We start from the raw sequence: 21,388 nt of genomic DNA, 5'->3' as shown, positions 1-21,388 counted from the left end.
CGGCCCGGTCGACGGGACGGGCCCTGCCGGTCCCGATGGCGAGAGCGGAAAGCGAGCTACCCCGTGAGTAAGACCCCGCAGCCGGACCCCCAGGGCTCCGGCGAGACCGGCCCCGCCCAGCCGCTCCCTCAGGGAATGCCGGGGTGGGGTCCTGCGGCACAGGCCCCGGGGCAGCTGCCGCCTCCGCCGGGTCAGGCACCGCCTCCGGTCCCGCCCCAGTCGCCGGGCACGTCTTCGGCCTGGTCACAGCCGGTCCCGGCGACGTCGCCGCTCAGCGGTGGCCCGGGCTCGGGTCGGCCGGGCGGCGCCCGTACGCGGCCCTGGCTGATCGGCGGCGGTGCGGCCCTCGCCGTGGCCGCGATCGTCGGTGTGGTCATCGCCATGTCAGGGGGTGACGGCGAAAGCGCTGCGGAGGGGAAGCAGTCCGGCGCTCCGGGCGGCGCCGCCGAGCCGCAGGCGCCGACGGCGGCGGGGAAATCGTTCACCAAGGTGCCCGAAGGGTGCCGGCTGATCAAGGCGTCCACCATCGCGCGCATCGCACCGGGAACCGAGTGCAAGCCGTCGCAGTTCGACAACTCCACCATGGCAGCGATGATCACCAGGATGCCGAGCTGGGACACGCCGTTCGGCTCGGGCGGCGGGCAGCTGCGCCTGCAGGTGAACCTCACGGTCGGCCCGTCGGCGAGTGGCATGTTCGACATACACAAGAAGAGCGCCCTCGAGGCCTTGAAGAAGGTGCGCACGACCACCGACTCCCGGTCGCTCAGCGGGCTCGGCGAGGACGCCTACCTCGTGCATGGTGTGGACAAGGACCCCTTCGACCTGGCGGAGGCTCAGGTGATCGTCCGTGAGGGCAACGCCGAGTTCACCGTGAGCCTCACCTACGACACCAAGGATTCCGGCAGGAACCAGCAGCAGGCCGAGGACGCCGTCGTCGCCGCCGCGCGCGACGTACTCGGTTCGCTGAGCTGACCCGCGTCCACGATCACGGTGCACACACCTGCGCACGGCGGCGGCGACCCCACGGTTCCGCAGCCGCACACGAAAGTCTTCGAGCCGCACCCGACGGTCCCGCACCCGACGGTCCCGCGGCAGCAGAGCCCGGGCCGGATCGGCCCCTATGAGGTCTTCCAGCTCCTGGGCGAAGGCGGCATGGGCCGGGTCTTCCTGGCCAGATCACCGGGATCGCGCCTGGTCGCCCTGAAGGTCGTCCGGCCCGAGTACGCCGAGACGCCGAACTTCCGCGGGCGTTTCCGACGCGAGGCCGACGCCGCCCGCAGGGTCAGCGGGTTCTACACCCCGCCAGTGCTCGACGCGGATGCCGACGCCCCGCAGCCCTGGCTGGCCACCGCGTACATCCCCGCGCCGTCCCTGCACGAGGTCGTACACCGCTTCGGCGTGCTGACCGAGCCGGCCCTGCGGGCCCTGGGCACCGGCCTCGCCGAGGCGCTGCTCGCGATCCACGCCGCCGGAATCGTCCACCGCGACCTCAAGCCCGGCAACGTACTCGTGGCGGAAGACGGGCCCCGTGTCATCGACTTCGGCATCAGCCGGGCGGCGGACGCGACGCAGGTCACCCGGACGGACGCCGTGATCGGGACGCCGGGGTTCATGGCCCCCGAGCAGATCGTGTCGAGCCGCGAGGCCGGACCGGCGGCCGACGTCTTCTCCCTCGGCTGCGTCCTGGTCTTCGCGGCCACCGGCCGGGGCCCCTTCGGCGCCGGAAACACGGCCGAGATCCTCTACCGGGCCGTCCACGCCCCGCCGCTGCTGGACGGCGTACCCGAAGCGCTGCGTCCGCTGGCCGCGGCCTGCCTGGACAAGGACCCCGCCCGCAGGCCGCCCACCGGCGCGGTGCTGGCCGCGCTCGGCCCCGCCGAACCTTCCGCGCTGCTCACACCGGGCCTGCGGGACGACCTCACCACACGCGAGGCGCACGCCGCCGTCCTGGTGGCCGCACCCCCCATGCCCGTGACCTCGCTGACCACGGCGGACCGGAGCAGGCCGAGCCGCCGCCGCTTCGTGCGGATCACCGTGGTCGGTGGCACCGCCGCGGTGGCCGCAGTGGCCGCGGGCGCCGCGGTCGTGGCCGGGCGGCGGTCGGAGCCCGGCCGCACCCCGGGCGACGGCGGTAGCGCGGGCACCACGGTCCGGCCCGGGGCCAAGGTGCCCGCGGGCCCAGAGCCGCGGTGGTCGAGCCCGCTGCGGCGGGTGGAGAACGGCCAACTACGTCTTCTCGGCTCCGCGTTGGTCCATTGGGACAAGCAGACCGCCATCGCCTACGACACCACGACCGGAAAAGAACTCTGGACGGCCAAGGCCCGCATACCGTCCGACGCCTCCAGCGGGCCGGATTGGCTCACGGTCCGGGGCTCGACGCTGTTCGGAACAGCCTGGGCGGGTGAGCGCGGCTACCTGCTCGGTGTGGACGCCAAGGGTGATCTGAAGTTCACCCACACCGTCACCGAGCAGAAGGACACCGGGTCGTACGCCGACCAAGTCCAGGACGTCCTCTGCGTCACCGGCTCAGTCGCCGTCGTCAGCACCAGCGGCAATCAGGGCTACAGCGTGTGCGCCGTGGACCTCGCCGACGGGTCGGTGCTCTGGTCCCGCACGGTGAACGGCTCCGACTTCCAGGCCATCGCCGACGGGCGCCATTGCTTTGTGCAGGACAACGGCAACGTCCACAGAATCGAACTGCGTTCCGGCGAGGTCCGCTGGACGGTCCGAGACGTCATCAAGCCCGGCGCCTACCCGAAACTGGCCACCGACGGCAACGCGCTGCTGGTCACCCACGTCAAGGTGCGCGCGTTGAGCACTGCCGACGGTGGCGACCTGTGGACCGCCGTCAACGAGACGACGAACCTGAGCCCCACCACAGTCCAGGGCAAGCGGGCCTACGTCGCGGACGGCCAGGGCACCGTCTTCGCCCTCGACCTGCGCCACGGCAGCCAGCTGTGGCACACCCCGAGTCCGCTGACCCTCGACCCCGCGGGCGCACTCGACCCGGGCCCCTCCGTCACCGAGTCCTTGGTGGCGCTCTCCCTGTTCGGCGCCGACACCCCGGGCTTCATCGTCCTGCGCGCCTCGGACGGCAAACCGCTGTGGGCGCACCGGGCCTCCGGGGCCGAAGCCAAGAACAAGAAGTCCTGGTCGGTGCAGGCCTCCGGCATGACCGTCTACGCCGCGTCCGACACCACCCTCTACGCCTTCCGGAGCCCCACCCCATGACCACGCAGGGCGACGCCACCACACACATCGGACCGTACCGGGTGATCCGGGAACTCGGCGCGGGCGGCATGGGCCGCGTCCATCTGGCCGCGTCGCGCAGCGGCCGTGCCGTCGCCGTCAAGGTCGTACGCCCCGAACTGGCCGCCGATCCCGGCTTCCGGCGGCGCTTCAAGGCCGAGGTGGACGCCGCCCGTGCGGTCGGCGGCGCCTTCACCGCGCCCGTCGTCGACGCCGACCCCGAGGGGCCGCAGCCGTGGCTCGCCACCGCGTACATCCCCGGCCCCTCGCTCACCGACGCCATCGGGGCCCACGGGCCCATGCCCGAGGCCACCTTGCGCGTGTTCGGCGCGGGCCTGGCCGAGGCGCTGGCCGCCATCCACCGCGCCGGGCTGATCCACCGCGACCTCAAGCCGTCCAACATCCTGCTCACGTCCGATGGGCCCAGGGTCATCGACTTCGGCATCAGCCGGGCCGTCGACGGGACCGTGCTCACCGCAGAAGGCCAGATCATCGGGTCGCCCGGCTTCATGTCGCCCGAACAGTCGACAGGGGCCGAGCTCACCCCCGCCAGCGACGTGTTCGCGCTCGGCGCCGTGCTCGCCTTCGCCGCCACCGGCGCCCTGCCCTTCGGCACCGGCGCGGCGCACGCACTGCTCTACCGCGTCGCCCACGAGGAACCGGAGCTGGACGGCGTCCCGCAGGCCCTGCTCGGTATCGTCGCCGCCTGCCTCGACAAGGACCCCACCCGGCGTCCGACCGTCGCGCAGCTGCAGGGCCGGCTGCGCCCGGCGACCACCGCGGGCTGGCTGGGCGCGGTCGAGCTGCAGGTGACCGCGGCGCAGCGCAGCCTGCGCGAGGAGGTGCGCACTCCGCTGCTCAGCAGGCGCCGGGTGCTGGCCGGCGGCGCGGTGCTCGCCGTCGCCGCGGCCGCCACGGGCACCGCGCTGATCCTCCGGTCGCGCGACGGGGACGCGACCGCCATCCCCGAACTCTCCTGGACCACGGACCTCCCGCAGCCCGGCATGTCCCTCCTCTCGGTGACACCGTCCACCCTGCTGTGCGTCGGGGAGACCTCGGGGGTCTGTGTCGACCGGGCCACCGGCAAGCCCCTGTGGAGGGACCTCAGCGGCCAGAACACCGACGCCATCGCCGACAACAAGCGCGTCTACACCGTACGCACCGACGGGAAGGTCCACGCGTTCGGCGGCCGCTCCGGGAAGGAGCTGTGGACCGCGTCACCGACCGGGGCCAGCGCGCCGGAGGTTGAGTTCGCCAACGGCTCGCTGCTCGTGACCAGAAGCAACGGGCGCCTCCAGGGCATCGACGCGTCTTCCGGTGAGGTGCGGTGGCAGACACCGGACATGGGCGGACCCACCGTCGTCGGCGCCACCCGGGCCGGCCATCTGATCGTCTGGGGCCGCGAGTCGGCCACGTCCACGACCGCGATCCTCAACGGATACACCGCCATCGCGTCGGACACGGGCGACCGCCTGTGGTCCAAGGACCTCGTCGCCCTCTATCCGCCGTCCGAGGGCGAGGCGCTTTACGCCATCGACGGCGATATGCGGCTGCTCGCCCTCAAGCCGGCCGACGGCGACACGCTCTGGAGCAAGCCCACCGGTCTCCCACCGACGAACAGTGCGATCCTCGGCTGGCAAGGATCCCTGAGGCTGCTCCAGGGAACCCTGTTCTGCTACCCGGCCACCGGAGCCGCCGGCGCGACCGGCGGGCTGCTCACCGCCTTCGACCCGAAGACGGGCAAGACCCTGTGGAGCGTGCGGACCGCGGCCCGGGGGATGCGGGGCTACGACCGGTCCGGTGACACCGTCTGCTACCTCGACCAGGTCCTGCACGCGGTCGACGCCCAGACCGGGGCGAAGCGCTGGACGGCCGGCTCCGGCCTCGGCGAGCTGCAGTTCCTGGGCGCCGTACGCGACCTGTTCCTCCTTGCGGGAAAGAAAGGGCTCTACGGCTTCGACGCCGGCACCGGCCAACAGGTCTGGCACCACCCCGTCAGCGGTGGCTCCGGCTCCTGGTCGGCGGTCCCCATCGACGACCACGTCTTCGCCAGCTGGTCCGGCAAGCTCTTCTGCTTCTCGGTGTCCTAGGCGCGGCAGTCGGTGCCGGCTCTGCGGCCGCGAGCCGGCGCGGTCGCTGAGGAGCCAGGCGGTGGCTTCGGCCATCTCGTCCGGTTGGCCAGGGCGGCCGAGGGCTGCGAGGGAGCTGAGGTTGGTCTCGAGGACGGAGTCGAAGGTCTCGTCGGTGACTTCGGCGAGGCGGCCGCCGCCCTGGGTGCGGCCGGCGTTGTTCAGGGCACCGTCGAGTCGCCCCCACCTCTCGACCGCGGCCATGACGGCTCGTCGCAGTTCGCCGGCGTCGGTGGTGTCGGCCTGAACGGCGAGGAGTCAGTCATGTGGCCGGTCCGCGACGAGCGCATGGACAAGCGCGTCGCGGACGACGGCGGATGTCGCGTCGTTGTCGCCGTTGTCGGGATTCGCGGCGACGGCGTGGGCGACACCGCGCAGGGGCTGCGCGGAGCGCGTTCGTCGCCAGCGCCGCGGTGATTCCGGGCCGGAGGGCGCCTGCCTGCTCGAGCTCGTCGAAACCTGCGCGCAGCCGCGCGCCGCTTCGTTCGACCTGGCTCGGCAGCGGGCCCGATGTCGGGTACATCGCCGGGTAGAGACCCGGGTAGGCGAGCGCGAACGCGATGTGCGCGTCCCATCCTGCGGCGACGCGGGCACGCGGGTCCGCGTCATCCGCCGGGGTAGCGGTGTTCTTGCGGTGGAAGTACTCCTCGAACGCCGCATCGACGGCCGCGCGGATCAGTCCCGACCGGTCGCCGAAGTGGTGGTACAGCGACGGGGCCTGCACACCTGCGGCGGTGCAGACCGCACGCGTGGAGACCGCGTTGAGAGCGCCGCGTGCCGAGGGCGGGAATTCGGCATGGACGGCCGACGTGATGTGTCTCCGTCATCCCGGACGCTGTGCCGGTCGAAGCAGGGGCAAGCGTCGTCTGGCGTGACGGGGCGCGCCCCAGGCGGACCTCGCCGGTCACCCGGTTCGGTGCGGCGGCCCGTAGAGGTCGTCGAGGCGGAGCGGCGCTGGCCGGGGCAGAGGGGGCGCGCCGTCCGTCGCCCGGCAGGACTGGAGGAAGTAGGCGAGCAGGCGGCGAGAGGCGGCCAGGGCCACCTCCGGGGACTGCCGTACGACGCCGTTGTTCGCCAGGAGCAGGAGGACGACGTCGCTGGGATCGAAGTCCTTGCGCAACTGTCCGGTGTCCTTCGCGCGTTGCGCGAGCCGGGCGAGTCCTGCCTCGGCGCGGGCGCGTTCGCTACGGAAGCCGGGCTCGTCGGGAGACTCGGAGAGGAACGCGGCGCTGAACCCGCGGTCCTCGGCCTGCATCCGGCACACCTTGGTGAGGACGGAGCAAAGACCGCGCCAGGGATCGTCGTCCTGAAGGGCCTCGTCGAGGGCTGCGACGCACTCGGCGAGCTGTTCGGAGAACGCCGCGGCGATCAGCGAGCCCCGTGTCGGGAAGTGCCGGTAGAGGGTGGCGGCACCCACGCCGGCCCTGCGGGCGATAGCGCTGGAGGGTACGTCGGTGCCGTTGATGGCGTACGCCTCGCGGGCGGCCTGGAGGAGCCGGGCGCGGTTGTGCCGGGCGTCGGCTCGCTGCCCCCGGACGGGGGTGCCGGAGGCGGGCGAGGACGGCTTTCGAGACGGCTGAGCAGGCATGTCTCTCACTTAACCACAAACGGAAGAGGTTGCCCGTTTAGCGGGTTAGCGTGATCTGGTACCGCGGTGTTCCGCGATCGGTCGGCTCGCTGCCGCAGAGGTGAGCAGTTGTGAGCCCTTGTGTTGAACGACTCGTCATGTGTACGGAGGTTTGCCGTGTTCGCTGTGCAATACCACCGCTACGGCGGTCGTGAGGTCCTCTGCCCGGAGGAGGCCGTGACCGGCACAGGGATCTGCGAACCCTGAGCCACGCCGTTCCGCATTCACCTCCCATTTCTCACAATGCGCATCCGGCCGGGTCGAAACATGCCCGTCATGAAGGCCGGATGCGCCGCAAAGCACCACAAGGAGACATCATGCGTGCAGTAGAGATCGCCGACTTCGGTGGTCCGGAGAACCTCAAGCTGGTCGACCGGCCAGACCCGACCGCCGAGCCGCGACATGCCGTGGTGGCGGTGGAAGCGGCTGGGGTCGGCCTCGCCGACGTTCTGATACGGCGGGGCGCCATGCCCGACGTCGGCACCGGCTTCGTGCCCGGTCTCGAGGTGGCGGGCACTGTGGTCGAGGTCGGTTCACAGGACGACGCCGATTGGGTGGGACGCCGAGTCTTCGCGCCGACCGGACACGGCGGCGGCTACTGCGACCGCGTCGCGTTGCCCACCGAATCCCTCGTAGAACTACCGGACGACGTCTCGGCCCATGACGCGGTAGCGCTCGGGGTGAATTCTCTGGTCGCCGCGGCAAGCCTGGAAAGGGGCGACGTCAAGGCGGGCGAGCGGGTGCTCATTCGAGGCGCCGGCGGAGGGATTGGAGTGCTCACCACCCAGCTCGCGGCCGCTCGGGGTGCGATGGTGATCGCCTCCGTTCCCGACCAGTCCGTCGCGCGGCGGCTGCACGACCTGGGGGCCACGGAGGTCGTCGGCGTGGACGCGGTCGACCCAGGCCCGGATGGCCGCTATCACGCCGTCATCGACATCGCCGCCGGCTCCGATATGGCCAACTTCATCCCCCTGCTTCGCCCGAACGGCAGGTACGTGATCAGCGGCATCGCTGCGGGTGCCCCCACCCCCGACTTCGGCATGGCGCTGTTCGCGAACTTCCAGCAGTCCTGGACCATCTCGACGCTCAGTCTCACCAGTGCACCGTCGAAGACCGCCGCGGAGACATTCGCGCTCGTATTCGCCGACTTGCGGAAAGGCCGCCTGAAGCCGGTGCTGCACGGCACCTTCCCGCTGGACGAAGCCGCGGCCGCGCACGCTCTGCTGGAGTCCCGCTCCACCTTCGGCAAGATCGTTCTGACCATCTGACACTCGCCCCCCTGGAAGGCGGAATCCCCCGTGGAAATCGTTTAGGGCGGGGGCGGCCCGCGCCCGCTGCGCGACCCCGGCGTCGAGCCGCTCCTTGCCGAGCGCGCTTCCGAGTCCGCCGGTCAGCGCGTGACGATGTCAGCTACGGGTCCGAGGACGGCGTTCGCCCTCGGCATGGCTGCTCCCTGCGCTCACCAGAATCGCGCTCGCGACAACATCGAAGAGGTGATCGGCGCGTGGCGCCAGGGAGGATTGATCGGCGAGCCATGCGAGCGCCGCTACGAGCGCAAACAAGTCGGTGCCGTCAATGTCGGTCCGCGCCGTGCCCGCAGCCTGAGCGCGGGCGAGGAGCCGCGCGCCGGCTGCGCGCATGGCGACGCACGAGGCATGGAGCGCGGACTCGGGGTCCTCGATGGCGGCCGCCATCAGCGCTGTCACGCCCCGGTACTCGTGTGCGCACGCGACGCAGTCGCGCAGCCACGAAACGAGAGCGTCTGCGGGCGAGATCGACCTCTCGAGCTCGGCCGCCCTTACCGTCAGCTCGTCGAAACGCGTGCGGAGCAGGGCATCGAGCAGTGTCTCGCGTGTAGGGAAGTGGCGGAGCAGCGTTGCGAGTCCGACGTCGGCCCTGCGTGCGATGTCGCGCAGTGATACGTCGACGCCCTCTGCCGTGATGGCGGCGCCCGCTACCGCGAGCAGGTGGTCGTGGTTCTTTCTGGCGTCGGCCCGCATCTGTCCCTCTCGACTATCCGGATCACTGATCCATTCAGCGTACTCCCCCGGAAGGAGCAGGCCACCGTCACGGGCGGGCCGGTCGACCGTATCCGCAACAGGACATCAGGCCACGACAATCGCTAACCTTACATCCGTTAGCTCATGGGTTTAAGTTTACGCTCGTAGCAACCAGAACCGCGCCAAGACGACGCATGAGGGAGAGGGCACAGCATTCGCCCCGCGGAGCCGACTCAGGCGTCGTTGAGGTGAGCGAGCGCGGTGATGAGGCGTTCCGCGATGTCCGGCGGCCACGGGAAGGCGACGGTCACCGACCGCTGGTGGGCGAGCCCGTGCAGGCCGAGCCACAGGGCGACGGCGTCGGCGGCCAGGTCGGTACTGGTTGCGCAGCCCGCGGAGACGCAGTCACCGAGGGCGTCCACGAGCAGCGCCAAGCTCGTACTGCCCAACGAGGACACGTCACCTTCGGCCAGCGAGCTGTTGCCCAGATCAGGCATCCAGACTCCACCGAACATCGTGCGGTAGCGGCCAGGGTGCTTGTCCGCGAAGCCCAAGTAGGCGCTGCAGACGGCGAACAGCCGTCCTCTGGCGTCGCCGCGTGCGGCGTTCAGGGCGCCACGCAACTCGGCCTCGAGCATGGTGAAAGCCTGCTGCACGACGGCCAGCATGATGCTCGGCTGGTCGGGGAAATGGCGGTAGATCGAGGGAGCGGCCACCCCTGCACGGCGGGCGATGGATCGCAGGGTGACGCTGCTTTCGTCGCCGGTCTCCTCGAGCAGCTCGACCGCCGCCGCCACGATGTCGTCGCGCAGCCGGCCCCCCTCCCCGCGGCGGTTGCGAGTACGGGCGGTTCTCGGTGGGGCGGGCGTGGCGGGCGTGGGCATGTCTTCTCCCATGCCGTCATCTTACGCAGAAGAACTTACAGGCGTTCACGTTTGCACCAACGAAGCTAACGCATGTAACCTTGCGCCTGTTAGGTAAGTGACCGGACCTGGAGCCCCGCCGTGAATGTCAGCGCCTTCACCACCACTGCCACCGAGATCCTCCTGCCCGGGAAGGTCGAGCCGAGCGGCCTCGAAGTCCGCGTCCGAGAACTTCCCGCCCCGGACGAGGGAAAGGTTGTTCTGCGGATGGACGCGACCGGCGTGTCCTTCGCCGAGCAGCAGATGCGCCGCGGCAAGTACTTCGACCAGCCACCTTTCCCCTTCGTCCCCGGGTATGACGTGGTCGGCACGGTGACCGCCGTTGGCTCGAAGGCGGACGCCGCCCTGATCGGGCGCCGTTTCGCCGCGGTCACCAAGGTCGGGGGCTGGGCCAGTCATCTGCTGATCGACACCGCGGATCTCGTGGCCGTGCCGGACGGGGTGGACGCTGCCTCCGCGGAGACCGTGGTGGTCAACGGGATCACCGCCTGGCAGATGCTGCACCGGACCGCCAAGGTGCGCTCCGGCGCGACGATCGTGGTTCTGGGCGCCAACGGTGGCGTCGGTTCCACTCTCGTACAACTGGCCCGGTACGCGGGCATCACCGTGATCGGCACGGCGTCGGCTCGTCACCACGAGGTCGTGCGCGAACTGGGTGCCATCCCGGTCGACTACCGCCACCCGGACATGTATGAGCGCATCCGCGAGATCGCGCCGGACGGCGTCGACGCGGTGTTCGACCACGTCGGCGGGTCCGGTCTGAAGGAGTCGTGGCAGCTGCTGCGCCGGGGCGGGACGCTGGTGTCCTACGGCACGGCGGCCACGAAGAATGAGGACGGCAACTCCCAGCTGCCGGTGTTGCAGTTGTTCTCCCGGCTGGCATCGTGGAACTACCTGCCCAATGGCAAGGGCGCGCATTTCTACAACTTCTGGGCCGGCAAGCGACGACTGGATGCCTTCCGCAGCCGGCTGCGCGAGGACCTCACCCAGGTGCTGAGGCTACTGGCCGACGGTGTGCTCACCCCACAGATCGCCGCTCAGTTCCCGCTGACCGAGGCTGCTGCGGCGCTGGCTCTTGCCGAGTCCCGGACAGTCGCCGGCAAGGTCGTCATCGTTCCGGACCCGCACCGGTGACGGTCGCGGACTGTGAAGAGTGTCGTCGTCAGCGGGTGCCCGCCTCGGCGCGCGCGTAGAACGCGGCGAGCTCGTGGGGGTTCTTGGTGTAGACGTCGATCTTGCGCACCGTGCCGTTCTCGACCTGGTGGATCTCGACCATGGTCAGCGGGAAGTCCTCACCGGTGGTGTGGGCCGTGAGCGTTCCGGTGAGCGTTCCGACGACGCCGGCCTGGCCTTCGAACACCTCGGCACCGGTGATGGCGACGTTGGCGTAGCCCATCATCGCGCCCAGGATCGACTGCACGAACACCTCGCGGCCCTGGTGCACACCGCCGTAGGGGAGCTGGTTCGGCTCGTCGACGATCACCTCGGGGTCCAGCTTGGCCAGGACACCCGGCACGTCGCCCTTGCTCAGCGCGTCGTACAGCCCTCGCACGACATCCGCGGGGCTCTGCGTCACCGTCTCGGTCTGGTTGCTCATCACGTGTGCCTCTTCGGTCTGGTCCAGGTACTCAAGCCCTCATGTGGAACTTGGTACTGAAAAGGTCGGCCGGCGGGGTGCGTTCGTCCTCGTACCGGTCGCCCCGGAGGATCGGGGCACGCACCATGCAACGGGAGAGAGCCGGGAGGGGGGAGTCCTTGCTGTGAGGGGTACTGGCAGGGTCCCCCATCCATCGCGCGGGCTGCCTACCCTGTCCGCATGGGCAACCGGGATGCAGTCAGCGCCTTCCTCCGCTCTCGACGCGACAGGATCACCCCCGAGCAGGCGGGCCTGCCCGCGTACGGTCAACGGCGGGTGCCGGGACTGCGCAGGGGCGAGGTCGCGACACTGGCCGGGGTGAGCGTCGAGTACTACACGCGCCTGGAGCGCGGCAACCTCCAAGGTGTCTCCGACAGCGTGCTGGACGCCCTCGCCCAGGCCCTGCGGCTGGATGCCACCGAGCGCATGTATCTGTACGACCTCGCCCGCGCTGCCGGGCCGGGGCCCAAGGCGCGGGCCCGGCAGCGGGAGATCCGGCCGACGGTGCGGCCGAGCGTGGCGAGGATCGTCGAGGGGATGCCGGAGATGCCGGCGTTCGTGATGAACAACCGCCTCGACACACGAGCCGCCAACCCGCTGGGCCGGGCCCTGTACTCGGAGATGTATGCCGACCCGACCTGCGGGGCGAACGTCGCCCGGTTCGCGTTCTTCAACCCCGCGGCCAGGCGGTTCTACACCGACTGGGAGCGCATGGCCCGCTTCGCCGTGGGCGCGCTGCGCATCGAGGCGGGGAAAAGCCCCTACGACCGGGAGCTGTCGAACCTGATCGGTGAACTGTCCACCCGCAGCGACGCCTTCCGCGTGATGTGGGCATCCCATGACGTCCATGTCTTCCGCGAGAGCACGAAACGCCTCAACCATCCGCTCGTCGGCGACCTGGAACTCGATCAGGAGACCATGAGCCTGCCGGACGAAAGCGGCCTGAGCGTGGTCGTCTACAGCGCGCCCCCCGGAACCGCCGCCGAGGACGGCCTGAAGCTGCTCGCCAGCTGGTCCGCCACGACCGGACAGAAGCAGGACGCGGGGACGGTCATCCGGTAAGCAGCTGCGTCCCTATCACGGAAAGGAGCGCCAGACGGTTGGCGTCTTCGGTGTCGGGCTGGGCTGTGTAGACCATGATGCGCAGGTCGCTGCCGGCGACGCTGAGGACGTCGCAGTCCAGGGTCAGGGCGCCGACCTGGGGGTGGTCGACAGTCTTGCGGGCGGCTTCGTGCTCGCCGACGGCGCCCGATTCCCACAGGTTGTCGAAGTGGGCGCTGCGGCGGCGTAGTTCGGCGATGAGGGAGTGCAGGTTCGGATCGTCGGGGTAGCGGCCGGCGGTGCGGCGCAGGTCGGCGACCTGTGCTGCTTGGAGTGCGCCCTTCGATTCGGGGGTTTTGCGTACGCGGCTGTGAGGGTTGAGGAAGTTGCGCCAGACCGCGTTGAGGTCGTCGCCGTGCCACTCCCCCATGAGTGCCGTGTAGAGGGGGTTGGCGAGCAGTTGGTTCCAGGCGGCGTCGAAGACGGCGACCGGTGTCCCGGTCAGCCGGTCCAGCATGCGGTGGACACCGGGGGTGATGTGCTGTGGGACCGTGCCGGGGCCCGGTGGGGCAAGGCCGGCCAGGTGGAAGAGGTGGTCTCGTTCGTCCTGGGTGAGCCGCAGGGCGCGGGCGAGGGATGCGACGATCTGGGGTGAGGGCTTGGTCGCGCGTCCCTGTTCCAGCCGGGTGATGTAGTCGGCGGAGATGCCGGCCAGCTGGGACAGTTCCTCGCGGCGCAACCCGGCGGCGCGCCTGCGTCCGCCCGCGGACAGGCCGACGACCTGGGGCGAGACGTGATCGCGCCAGTGACGCAGGGCCGCGCCGAGTTCTGTGGTCGCCATGCCCTCGATTGTGGCAAGAGAGACGTTTACCTGTCCTGGTACTGCCATTCCCATGAAAACGGATCTACTACCTAATCATCCGTTTCATTCCGACCGTGGAGGCATGACAGAAGCACGAAAGCCTGCACGAACCGCCGTGGGGTTCATCGGGCTGGGTGACCAGGGCCTGCCCATGGCCACCGCGATCGCGGAAGCAGGGTTCCCCCTGCACACCTGGGCCCGGCGCCCTGCCGCCGTCCGGCCGCACAGGAGCGCCGGCTGACCACGATGGTCGGCGGTCCGCAGTCTGCGGCCGAGCGCTGCACGCCCGTGTTCCGGTCCTTCTCCCGCCACGTGGTGCACCTCGGTGAGGCCGGCGCGGGACAGACGGCGAAGCGCGCGGCGCCGACGGCATCCGGCACATCGCCCGGATCACCCCGAACCTGGCCACTTCGGCCGACACTCGAAAGGAACAGCACTCATGAGCAAGCTCGCCCTCGTCACCGGCGCCACCTCCGGCATCGGCAAGGCATTTGCCGAACGCCTCGCCGCGGACGGCTACGACCTGATCATCGTCGGCCGTAACAAGGACCGCCTCGAGGAGTTCGCCGCCACCCACACCGATGCCAAGGTCCGCACCGTCGCCGCCGATCTGTCCACCGACATCGGCGTCGACACCGTCGCCGAGATCTGCGCCGGCGAACCGCTGACCATGCTCGTCAACAACGCCGGCGTCGCCCACTACATGCCGCTCGCCGAGCTGCCCGCCGACAAGGCCCGCGAACTCGTCCACGTCAAGGTGGTCGCCCCCACCATGCTCACCCGCGCCGCCGTCGCCGGCATGCAGGAACGCGGCGAAGGAAAGATCATCAACGTGGCCGGGATGATCGCTTTCAGTGGTCCCGCCGACAAGTCCGTCATGCCCCGCCGCGCCGTCTACGCCGGCTCGCTGGCCCACCTCGTCGCCATGTCCCAGACCCTCAGCGCCGAGTTGGAGGACACTGGGGTCCAGGTCCAGGTGCTGTGTCCGGGCGTCGTCGCCACCGAATTCCACACGCGCCAGGGCCTGGACATGAGCGTCGTGCCCCGCATGTCCGCCGAGGATGTCGTCACCGCCGGCCTGCGCGGACTCGAACTCGGCGAAGTGGTCTGCGCCCCGGGTGTCGAAGACACCGGCCTCCTCGACGCCGTCTTCCAGGCAGATCTCGCTGCCTTCGGCGGACAGAGCCCGGAACTCGCCTCCCGCTACCGGGCCAACTGAACCAGCCCCAACGCACAGCCCCGGCCAGATGGCCGGGGCTGTGGAATTCCGGGCTCTGCCGGAGATCTTGTCGTGCGAGCTCGCCTGAGTGGAGCCGCTGCGCTCCTGAGCCACTGCGGCGCCACCGCACAGACGCCCCCCATAAAAAGCAATTTCTTCGCGTTAAGCTGGTGTCATGAGTCCCCGAGCCTCCGTGCGCCCCGGCGGGCGCAGTGCGCGCGTCCAGCAGTCCGTCCATCAGGCCGTACGGGACCTGGAAGCCGAACGCGGCCGCGACGCTCTGACCGTTCCCCTGATCGCCACCAGGGCCGGGGTCACTCCTTCCACGATCTACCGACGCTGGGGCGATCTGCGGGAACTGCTGTCCGACGTGGCGGTGGAGCGGCTGCGCCCGGACGCGGCCCCTGCCGATCAGGGCAGCCTGCGCGCCGACTTGGAGGCGTGGATCGAGCAGTTCGCAGAGGAGATGTCCTCGTCCGTAGGGCGCACCTACATCCGTGATGCTCTCCTGGGTGATCCCGAGCAGGGCAATGCCGCCCGCTGCTCCGACTACGCCGCCGAGCAGCTCACGGCCATCGGCGTGCGGGCCGCCGGCCGCGGAGAGGCGGTGCCCGGGGTGGAGGCGCTGCTGGATGCCATCGTCGCCCCGCTGATGTACCGCATCCTGTTCCGCCCCTCGGACACGTCGGCCGCATATACGCACGGCTTGGTCGCCGCGGCACTCGATCGACGCTGAGCGGGCCGGAGCCGCGCCCGAGAGCGCAACGTCCGCGCACCAAAAAGCTAAGGATTTGCTTTAGAAGGAGGACGGACCTAATCTCACTTAAAGCAAAGAGTTTGCCTTAAGTGACCGGAAGACCTCATGTCCAGCGCCACAGCCCTACTGTCCCGCCCCCGCCACCCTTCTCCCCTGAGCCGCAACGGCGCCTTCGCACTGCACACGTCCGTGCTCGTCGGCCTGCTGGCCGCATCCAGCGCTCCGACCCCACCTGGGGCGGCGCCCCGTGCTGGCCGGCGCGCTGCTCGCCGAGGCCGCCTCCATGGCCGCGAGCCTCCCGCGCGGTCGTGCCCCAGGGCTACCCTGCCTGGAGCCTCGGAGGCACGGTCATACGCCGCATCGACGAGATCGTTCTGCCACCGCAGACAGGGCCCTGGCTGCTCCCCGAGGCCACCTCGGACGTGATCGACGAGGCAGCTTGGCTGCGTCCCGACTTCGCCGACGCCGGCACGCTCCTTCTGGCCAGCCACACCTTCGCCGTGGAAGCCGACGGACTGCGCATCCTCGTCGACACAGGGATCGGCAACGGCAAGGCGCGCGCCAACCCGGCCTGGAACGGCCTCGACACCGACTACCTGCGGCGCCTGACCGACGCCGGATTCCCGCCCGATTCCGTGGACCTCGTCATCACCACCCACCTCCACACCGACCACGTCGGCTGGAACACCCATCTCGTCGACGGGGACTGGAAGCCGACCTTCCGCCACGCCCGCTACCTCACCGGCCGCACCGAATGGGACCACTGGGCCACCGCCGAGATGGACGAGGCGCGTCGCCAGATGTTCCGCGATTCCGTCGACCCCGTCCGCGACAGCGGACAGTACGACCCCCTGGACGTTCCCGACCAGGGGCGTGAGGTGGCCGACGGGGTCCGGCTTGTCCCGGCCCCCGGTCACACTCCCGGGCAGGTCGCCGTGGAAGTGCGCGGCACCGACCGCACGGCCCTGATCACCGGCGACAGCATCCACCACCCGGTGCAGCTGTCCCACCCCCACCTCACCAGCTGCGTCGACACCGACGCACAGCAGGCGGTGCGCACCCGGACCCGCCTTCTGAACATCTTGGCGGACACCGACACCCTGCTGCTCGGCACCCACTTCCCCCAGCCGACCGCCGGCACAGTCCGAAGCGACGGCGGACGCTTCCGCCTGTACCCCGAACCAGGCACCGGGATTCCGCCCACTGCGACCTGATCGCCTAAGGAGGATTCCCTGCCGGCGACAGTGCTCGCGGTGGTCGGCCGTGGCACTACGGCAGGTAGTGACTGGCCTCCGCCCCCAGGACGTTCAGCAGGGCCAGGGCCTCGGCGCCGGTGGATCCCGGCGGCGCGGTGAAGAGCACGAGGTACTGGTCACGGTCGGTGAGGGTGAGCGTGTCGCAGTCGACGGCGACCTCCCCGACGGCCGGGTGGCGGAAGGTCTTCGTGAGCATCGGCGCGGCCTGTACGTCGTGCCGTTCCCAGAGCCGGGCGAAGTCGGGGCTGGCGTCGCGGAGTTCGTCGACGAGGCGGGTCACCGCGGGATCGGTGGGGTAGCGGGCGAGGGTGGCGTGGAGCCGCATCACGACACTCAGCCGGAACTCGGCGGCGTCGGAGATCCCGTACAGCGTCGCATCGGTGCTCTGCGGCCCGTGGAAGGCCCGGCGTGCGAGATTGCGGTCTTGGGGGGTGAGCGGGGCGAAGTCCTCCATGAGCGCGGCCGCGAGGTCGTTCCAGGCGAGGACCTCGAACGCGGCGGACATCACGAAGGCGGCCGTCTGCGGCAGCCGCTGAAGGAGCGCGAGGATGCTGGGGCGGACGTCGCGCCGGTGCAGTCCGGTACGGTTCGGCGCGGTGCCCGCGAGGACGTGGAGGTGGTCGGACTCGGCGTCGGTGAGTCGCAGCGCTCCCGCGATCGCGGCGAGGACGTCGCCCGAGGGCTGTGGCGCCCTGCCCTGTTCGAGCCGGATGTAGTACTCCGTGGACATGTGCGCGAGGACCGCCACTTCCTCGCGGCGAAGACCTGGTGTGCGGCGTCGCGGTCCGGAGGGGAGGCCGACGTCCTGCGGGCGGAGCCGCTCGCGGCGGCTGCGGAGGAACGCCCCGAGTTCCTGTTTGTCCATACGCCCAGTGTGCGCACGGCGCGGCGGCGGATCCTGGTACAGCCTGTGCCTGTATCCGGCCGGGGGCCGACCGGACGGTGGTGTCATGACGAACAACACGCACACCACCGACAGCGCACCCATCGGCCTGCTCACCGGCAAGGTCCTGTTCATCACCGGCGCCAGCCGCGGCATCGGGGCGGCCGCGGCCCGGCTCTTCGCCTCCGAGGGCGCGGCCGTCGTGCTCGCCGCCCGCGGCACCGACGCTCTTGAGCGGATCGTGAAGGAGATCCGCGCCGACGGCGGTGTCGCCGACGCCGTCACCCTGGACCTGGCCGACCGCGCGAGCATCCGCGCGGCGGTCGACCGTGTCGAGGAGCTGCACGGACGGCTCGACGGCGCCTTCAACAACGGCGCGGTGATTCAGCAGCCCGGCCCGCTGGATGCCACGAGCGACGAGGACGTCGACGCGCAGTTCGGCGTCAACTTCCGCTCGCACTGGACCGCCATGACCGCCGAGGCCGCCCTCATGCGACAGAGCGGCGGCGGGGCGATAGTCAACACCTCGAGCATCGGCAGCCGTCGCGCGAACCCCGTTCTGCCCGCGTACGGGGCCATGAAGCGCGCACTCAACAGCATCACGGAGACCGCGGCCGTGACCTGGGGCCGTGAGGGCATCCGGGTGAACGGCATCACTCCCGGCGGCACCGCCACAGAGATGATCGACGAGTGGGAGGCGGCGACCCCGGGCATCGTCGAGGCCAACACCGCCGCGACCCCGCTCGGCCGCATGGCCGAGCCCCGCGAGGTCGCCGAGGTGGCCGCGTGGCTGCTCAGCGACCGCGCCTCGTATGTGACCGGCGCGATCGTCCCGGTCGACGGCGGCCTCGGCGCCTGAAAAGAGCGGCCCGGGCTCCGGGCCGCTCCTTCACCGCCCTGCACCTCGGCGCCTTGCTCGGGGATGACGGCGCCCGCGACTGCGAGCAGGTGGTCACGATTCTTCGTTTGACTATCCGGATCAGTGGTCCATATATTCGGATCAGTGGTACGGATAACCGGATCACTGATCCATTCAGCGTTACTCCCCCGGATGGGGCAGGAGGAAACGATGCCAACACACACGATGAGGGCGATCCGGCTGCATGAGCACGGCGGCCCTGAGGTTCTGCGTTACGACGAGGTGCCGATTCCCGAGCCGGGGCCGGGTGAGGTGCTTGTCCGCGTTCACGCGGTCGGCATCAATCCTCCGGACTGGTACCTGCGCGACGGGCTGAGCAACATACCTCCGGAGACGAGGCCGAAGTTCGACCTGCCCGTGATTCCGGGGACGGATATGTCGGGCGTCGTGGAGGCCGTCGCCGCGGATGTGGAGGGCTTCTCCGTCGGTGATGAAGTCTTCGGTCTCCTTCGTTTTCCCAGCTTCGACGGCAGGGCGTATGCCGAGTACGTGGCCGCGCCCGCGTCGGACCTCGCACGCAAGCCGGCCGGTATCGATCATGTGCACGCCGCCGGGGCGCCTATGTCCCTGCTGACGGCGTGGCAGTTCCTGATCGAGCTCGGGCACGATCACCCGTCGCCCTTCCAGGCGGCGCGGCATCGCCCGGTGGCCCTCGGCACCGACACGACGGTGCTCGTCAACGGCGCCGCGGGCGGCGTGGGGCACTTCGCACTGCAGCTGGCGAAGTGGAAGGGCGCACTTGTCATCGCGGTGGCGTCGGGCGCGCATGAATCGTTCCTGCGCGAGCTGGGCGCCGACGAGTTCATCGACTACACCAAGAGTCGTCCCGAGGAACTCGTGAACGGCGTCGACCTCGTTCTCGACGCCGTCGGTGGCCGCGACAGCAGCCGCTTCCTGCGCACGCTCAAGCGCGGCGGCGCCCTGTTCCCCGTGTTCTTCGGCGAATACGACGAGGAAGAGACCGCAAAGCTGGGCGTCACGGTCTCGGGCACCCAGGTCCGCTCGCACGGCGCGCAACTCGCCGAAGTGGGACGTTTGCTCGACGCGGGCACGGTCCGCGTCGCGATCGACAGCACGTTTCCGCTCGCGGATGCCCAGGCGGCACACGAACGCGCCTCCCGAGGGCATATCCAGGGCAAGATCGTGCTCACGGTCGCTTAGGGACCAGCCGTTTCACAGACGCGTCCGGCGCTCGTCCTCGGGGCGCTGGCGGCCAGCGGGACGCCGAGGCGGAGACCGCGGGGGCCTGGACAGCGCCGTATGAGCGCGGCGACTACCGAGGCACCAAGGACAGACGCAAGGAGAGCGATGTGGTCGTCCAGTAGTTGGCCAATCGGGCGTTGGGCCGGGCAACAGAGCAGGCGGCGCGGGGGGCCGCCTGGCGGGTCGCGCGATTCTCAGATATCGATCCTGGACCGGTCGAGCGTGGCAGCGGAGTTGGCGATGAACTCCTTGCGGGGAGCCACTTCGTTGCCCATGAGCAGGTCGAAGACGCGTTCCGCGGCCTCCAGATCGGAGAGGTTGATCCGGCGCAGGGTGCGGTGGCGGGGGTCCATGGTGGTCTCGGCCAGTTGGTCGGCGTCCATCTCACCGAGGCCCTTGTAGCGCTGGATCGAGTCCTTGTACCGGATGTTCTTGCTCTGGAACTCCAGCAGCTTGTCGCGCAGCTCCCGGTCGGAGTACGTGTAGACGTACTTGTCCTGCCCCTTCTTCGGCTGGATCAGCTCGACCCGGTGCAGCGGCGGCACCGCGGCGAAGACCCGGCCGGCCTCGACCATGGGCCGCATGTAGCGGTGGCACAGCGTCAGGAGCAGGATCCGGATGTGGGAGCCGTCCACATCGGCATCGGTCATCATGATGATCTTGCCGTAGCGCGCCGCGTCCAGATCGAAGGTCCGGCCCGAGCCCGCTCCTATCACCTGGATGATCGCACCGCACTCGGCGTTCTTCAGCATGTCCGTGACGGACGACTTCTGCACGTTGAGGATCTTGCCGCGGATCGGCAGCAGCGCCTGGAACTCGGAGTTCCGGGCGAGCTTCGCCGTGCCGAGCGCGGAGTCGCCCTCGACGATGAACAGCTCACTGCGGTCGACGTCGTCGCTGCGGCAGTCGGCGAGCTTGGCGGGCAGCGAGGAGGACTCCAGGGCCGTCTTGCGGCGCTGCGCGTCCTTGTGCTGACGTGCCGCGATACGCGTCCTGGCGGCGGCGACGGCCTTCTCCAGGACCACCCGGGCCTGCTGGGCCGCGTCACGCTTGGTGGAGGTCAGGAACGCCTTGAGTTCCTTGCTGATCAGGGTGTTGACGATGCGGCGGGCCGCCGAGGTGCCGAGGACCTCCTTGGTCTGGCCCTCGAACTGGGGCTCGGCGAGACGGACCGTGACGACTGCCGTGAGTCCCTCCAAGGCGTCGTCCTTGACGATGTCGTCCTCGGCGACGCGCAGCAGCTTCTTGGCGCGCAGCACCTCGTTCATCGTCTTGGCGACGGCCTGTTCGAAGCCGGCGACGTGGGTGCCGCCCTTGGGGGTGGCGATGATGTTGACGAAGGAACGCAGAGCGGTGTCGTAGCCGGTTCCCCAGCGCAGCGCGACGTCCACACCGAGTTCCCGGGTGACCTCCGTGGGCGTCATCCGGCCGTGCTCGTCCAGGACCGGGACCGTCTCCTTGAAGGTGCCCTGCCCGCTGAAGCGGAGGACGTCGCAGACCGGCCTGTCGCTCGCCAGGAACTCACAGAACTCGCTGATGCCGCCGTCGAAGCGGAAGGATTCCTCGCCCTTGCTGCCGCCCTCGCCGAGCCCAAACTCGTCGCGCACGACGATGGTCAGGCCAGGCACCAGGAAGGCGGTCTGGCGGGCGCGCTGGTGCAGGTTCTCCAGGGAGAGCTTGGCGT

At 70.1% G+C, this 21,388-nt stretch carries 20 protein-coding genes and 1 pseudogene; 12 read left to right on the top strand and 9 right to left on the bottom strand.

Annotated elements, in window-relative coordinates; translation table 11 throughout:
- Window positions 1–63 precede the first annotated feature (63 nt).
- The 3 genes from CCN51_RS01985 to CCN51_RS01975 are packed head-to-tail and all read left to right on the top strand — an operon-like array spanning window position 64 to window position 5,339.
- A complete protein-coding gene (locus CCN51_RS01985; RefSeq protein WP_238545546.1) occupies window positions 64–972 on the top strand; it encodes a hypothetical protein in 909 nt (302 codons plus the stop codon).
- 18 nt (window positions 973–990) lie between these two features.
- On the top strand, window positions 991–3,231 hold the full coding sequence (locus tag CCN51_RS01980) for a protein kinase domain-containing protein (protein WP_014182058.1): 2,241 nt from the start codon (window positions 991–993) through the stop codon (window positions 3,229–3,231).
- On the top strand, window positions 3,228–5,339 hold the full coding sequence (locus CCN51_RS01975) for a protein kinase domain-containing protein (RefSeq protein WP_014182059.1): 2,112 nt from the start codon (window positions 3,228–3,230) through the stop codon (window positions 5,337–5,339). Before CCN51_RS01980 ends, CCN51_RS01975 begins: the two co-directional genes overlap by 4 nt.
- Window positions 5,340–5,498: 159 nt before the next feature.
- On the opposite strand, the pseudogene CCN51_RS56895 reads toward CCN51_RS01975, so the two are convergent.
- The 3 genes and pseudogenes from CCN51_RS56895 to CCN51_RS01960 all read right to left on the bottom strand — a co-directional run.
- A pseudogene (locus CCN51_RS56895) lies at window positions 5,499–5,582 on the bottom strand (short-chain dehydrogenase); the annotation flags it as partial.
- Window positions 5,583–5,640: 58 nt separating this feature from the next.
- Window positions 5,641–6,192 carry a TetR/AcrR family transcriptional regulator gene (locus tag CCN51_RS59800; RefSeq protein WP_078610799.1) on the bottom strand — a complete coding sequence of 184 codons (552 nt, stop codon included), beginning with the start codon at window positions 6,190–6,192 and terminating at the stop codon, window positions 5,641–5,643.
- Window positions 6,193–6,282: 90 nt separating this feature from the next.
- Window positions 6,283–6,966: a TetR/AcrR family transcriptional regulator gene (locus tag CCN51_RS01960; RefSeq protein WP_014182061.1), complete on the bottom strand. Its 684-nt coding sequence runs from the start codon at window positions 6,964–6,966 to the stop codon at window positions 6,283–6,285.
- 356 nt (window positions 6,967–7,322) lie between these two features.
- Between CCN51_RS01960 and CCN51_RS01955 the strand changes: the two genes are divergently transcribed.
- Window positions 7,323–8,273 carry a quinone oxidoreductase family protein gene (locus tag CCN51_RS01955; protein WP_014182062.1) on the top strand — a complete coding sequence of 317 codons (951 nt, stop codon included), beginning with the start codon at window positions 7,323–7,325 and terminating at the stop codon, window positions 8,271–8,273.
- A gap of 138 nt (window positions 8,274–8,411) precedes the next feature.
- Here CCN51_RS01955 and CCN51_RS01950 read toward each other — a convergent pair whose 3' ends face one another.
- Together CCN51_RS01950 and CCN51_RS01945 are read right to left on the bottom strand one after the other, a co-directional pair.
- On the bottom strand, window positions 8,412–9,005 hold the full coding sequence (locus CCN51_RS01950; protein ID WP_014182063.1) for a TetR/AcrR family transcriptional regulator: 594 nt from the start codon (window positions 9,003–9,005) through the stop codon (window positions 8,412–8,414).
- 233 nt (window positions 9,006–9,238) lie between these two features.
- Entirely contained in the window at window positions 9,239–9,901 is a 663-nt protein-coding gene (locus CCN51_RS01945) for a TetR/AcrR family transcriptional regulator (RefSeq protein WP_043488257.1), read from the bottom strand.
- A 108-nt stretch (window positions 9,902–10,009) separates the two neighbouring features.
- Here CCN51_RS01945 and CCN51_RS01940 point away from each other — a divergent pair, with 108 nt between their 5' ends.
- Window positions 10,010–11,062 carry a medium chain dehydrogenase/reductase family protein gene (locus CCN51_RS01940; protein ID WP_014182065.1) on the top strand — a complete coding sequence of 351 codons (1,053 nt, stop codon included), beginning with the start codon at window positions 10,010–10,012 and terminating at the stop codon, window positions 11,060–11,062.
- A 28-nt stretch (window positions 11,063–11,090) separates the two neighbouring features.
- On the opposite strand, the gene CCN51_RS01935 is transcribed toward CCN51_RS01940, so the two are convergent.
- A complete protein-coding gene (locus tag CCN51_RS01935; RefSeq protein ID WP_014182066.1) occupies window positions 11,091–11,525 on the bottom strand; it encodes a nuclear transport factor 2 family protein in 435 nt (144 codons plus the stop codon).
- 219 nt (window positions 11,526–11,744) lie between these two features.
- Here CCN51_RS01935 and CCN51_RS01930 point away from each other — a divergent pair, with 219 nt between their 5' ends.
- On the top strand, window positions 11,745–12,626 hold the full coding sequence (locus CCN51_RS01930) for a helix-turn-helix transcriptional regulator (protein ID WP_043488259.1): 882 nt from the start codon (window positions 11,745–11,747) through the stop codon (window positions 12,624–12,626).
- Here the strand turns inward: CCN51_RS01930 and CCN51_RS01925 are convergent.
- Entirely contained in the window at window positions 12,616–13,446 is an 831-nt protein-coding gene (locus tag CCN51_RS01925) for a helix-turn-helix transcriptional regulator (RefSeq protein ID WP_014182068.1), read from the bottom strand. The two genes, CCN51_RS01930 and CCN51_RS01925, sit on opposite strands and share 11 nt — an antisense overlap.
- Before the next feature lie 103 nt (window positions 13,447–13,549).
- Between CCN51_RS01925 and CCN51_RS56890 the strand changes: the two genes are divergently transcribed.
- The 4 genes from CCN51_RS56890 (at window position 13,550) to CCN51_RS01910 (ending at window position 16,657) form a co-directional block, all read left to right on the top strand.
- Window positions 13,550–13,708, top strand: a complete 159-nt coding sequence (locus CCN51_RS56890) for an NAD(P)-binding domain-containing protein (protein WP_107425894.1) — start codon at window positions 13,550–13,552, stop codon at window positions 13,706–13,708.
- 198 nt (window positions 13,709–13,906) lie between these two features.
- On the top strand, window positions 13,907–14,686 hold the full coding sequence (locus CCN51_RS01920; protein WP_014182070.1) for an SDR family NAD(P)-dependent oxidoreductase: 780 nt from the start codon (window positions 13,907–13,909) through the stop codon (window positions 14,684–14,686).
- A 175-nt stretch (window positions 14,687–14,861) separates the two neighbouring features.
- Window positions 14,862–15,422, top strand: coding sequence for a TetR/AcrR family transcriptional regulator (locus CCN51_RS01915; protein ID WP_043488262.1), 561 nt, complete (start codon window positions 14,862–14,864; stop codon window positions 15,420–15,422).
- 329 nt (window positions 15,423–15,751) lie between these two features.
- Complete coding sequence (locus CCN51_RS01910) at window positions 15,752–16,657, top strand: MBL fold metallo-hydrolase (protein ID WP_014182072.1); 906 nt, start codon at window positions 15,752–15,754, stop codon at window positions 16,655–16,657.
- A gap of 55 nt (window positions 16,658–16,712) precedes the next feature.
- Here CCN51_RS01910 and CCN51_RS01905 read toward each other — a convergent pair whose 3' ends face one another.
- Window positions 16,713–17,564, bottom strand: coding sequence for a helix-turn-helix transcriptional regulator (locus tag CCN51_RS01905; protein ID WP_043488263.1), 852 nt, complete (start codon window positions 17,562–17,564; stop codon window positions 16,713–16,715).
- A gap of 85 nt (window positions 17,565–17,649) precedes the next feature.
- On the opposite strand from CCN51_RS01905, the gene CCN51_RS01900 reads away from it, so the two are divergent.
- Entirely contained in the window at window positions 17,650–18,441 is a 792-nt protein-coding gene (locus tag CCN51_RS01900) for an SDR family NAD(P)-dependent oxidoreductase (RefSeq protein ID WP_014182074.1), read from the top strand.
- A 210-nt stretch (window positions 18,442–18,651) separates the two neighbouring features.
- On the top strand, window positions 18,652–19,662 hold the full coding sequence (locus CCN51_RS01895) for an NADP-dependent oxidoreductase (RefSeq protein ID WP_193383820.1): 1,011 nt from the start codon (window positions 18,652–18,654) through the stop codon (window positions 19,660–19,662).
- 236 nt (window positions 19,663–19,898) lie between these two features.
- Here the strand turns inward: CCN51_RS01895 and CCN51_RS01890 are convergent.
- The coding region (locus CCN51_RS01890; protein ID WP_086859198.1) for a toprim domain-containing protein at window positions 19,899–21,388 on the bottom strand (1,490 nt) is incomplete at its 5' end.

Source organism: Streptomyces milbemycinicus, assembly GCF_002154605.1.
GTDB lineage: Bacteria > Actinomycetota > Actinomycetes > Streptomycetales > Streptomycetaceae > Streptomyces > Streptomyces milbemycinicus.
The sequence above is the reverse complement of the archived record's forward strand: the minus strand, read 5'-3'. Positions and strand labels throughout refer to the sequence as shown.

Bases quoted from the DNA above. Each gene is read 5' to 3' on its own strand.
- CCN51_RS01920 (WP_014182070.1), top strand. From the start codon at position 13,907: ATGAGCAAGCTCGCCCTCGTCACCGGCGCCACCTCCGGCATCGGCAAG.
- CCN51_RS01895 (WP_193383820.1), top strand. From the start codon at position 18,652: ATGCCAACACACACGATGAGGGCGATCCGGCTGCATGAGCACGGCGGC.
- CCN51_RS01960 (WP_014182061.1), bottom strand. From the start codon at position 6,966: ATGCCTGCTCAGCCGTCTCGAAAGCCGTCCTCGCCCGCCTCCGGCACC.
- CCN51_RS56890 (WP_107425894.1), top strand. From the start codon at position 13,550: ATGACAGAAGCACGAAAGCCTGCACGAACCGCCGTGGGGTTCATCGGG.
- CCN51_RS01975 (WP_014182059.1), top strand. From the start codon at position 3,228: ATGACCACGCAGGGCGACGCCACCACACACATCGGACCGTACCGGGTG.
- CCN51_RS01930 (WP_043488259.1), top strand. From the start codon at position 11,745: ATGGGCAACCGGGATGCAGTCAGCGCCTTCCTCCGCTCTCGACGCGAC.
- CCN51_RS01950 (WP_014182063.1), bottom strand. From the start codon at position 9,005: ATGCGGGCCGACGCCAGAAAGAACCACGACCACCTGCTCGCGGTAGCG.
- CCN51_RS01925 (WP_014182068.1), bottom strand. From the start codon at position 13,446: ATGGCGACCACAGAACTCGGCGCGGCCCTGCGTCACTGGCGCGATCAC.
- CCN51_RS01900 (WP_014182074.1), top strand. From the start codon at position 17,650: ATGACGAACAACACGCACACCACCGACAGCGCACCCATCGGCCTGCTC.
- CCN51_RS01935 (WP_014182066.1), bottom strand. From the start codon at position 11,525: ATGAGCAACCAGACCGAGACGGTGACGCAGAGCCCCGCGGATGTCGTG.
- CCN51_RS01945 (WP_043488257.1), bottom strand. From the start codon at position 9,901: ATGGGAGAAGACATGCCCACGCCCGCCACGCCCGCCCCACCGAGAACC.
- CCN51_RS01915 (WP_043488262.1), top strand. From the start codon at position 14,862: ATGAGTCCCCGAGCCTCCGTGCGCCCCGGCGGGCGCAGTGCGCGCGTC.
- CCN51_RS01905 (WP_043488263.1), bottom strand. From the start codon at position 17,564: ATGGACAAACAGGAACTCGGGGCGTTCCTCCGCAGCCGCCGCGAGCGG.
- CCN51_RS01955 (WP_014182062.1), top strand. From the start codon at position 7,323: ATGCGTGCAGTAGAGATCGCCGACTTCGGTGGTCCGGAGAACCTCAAG.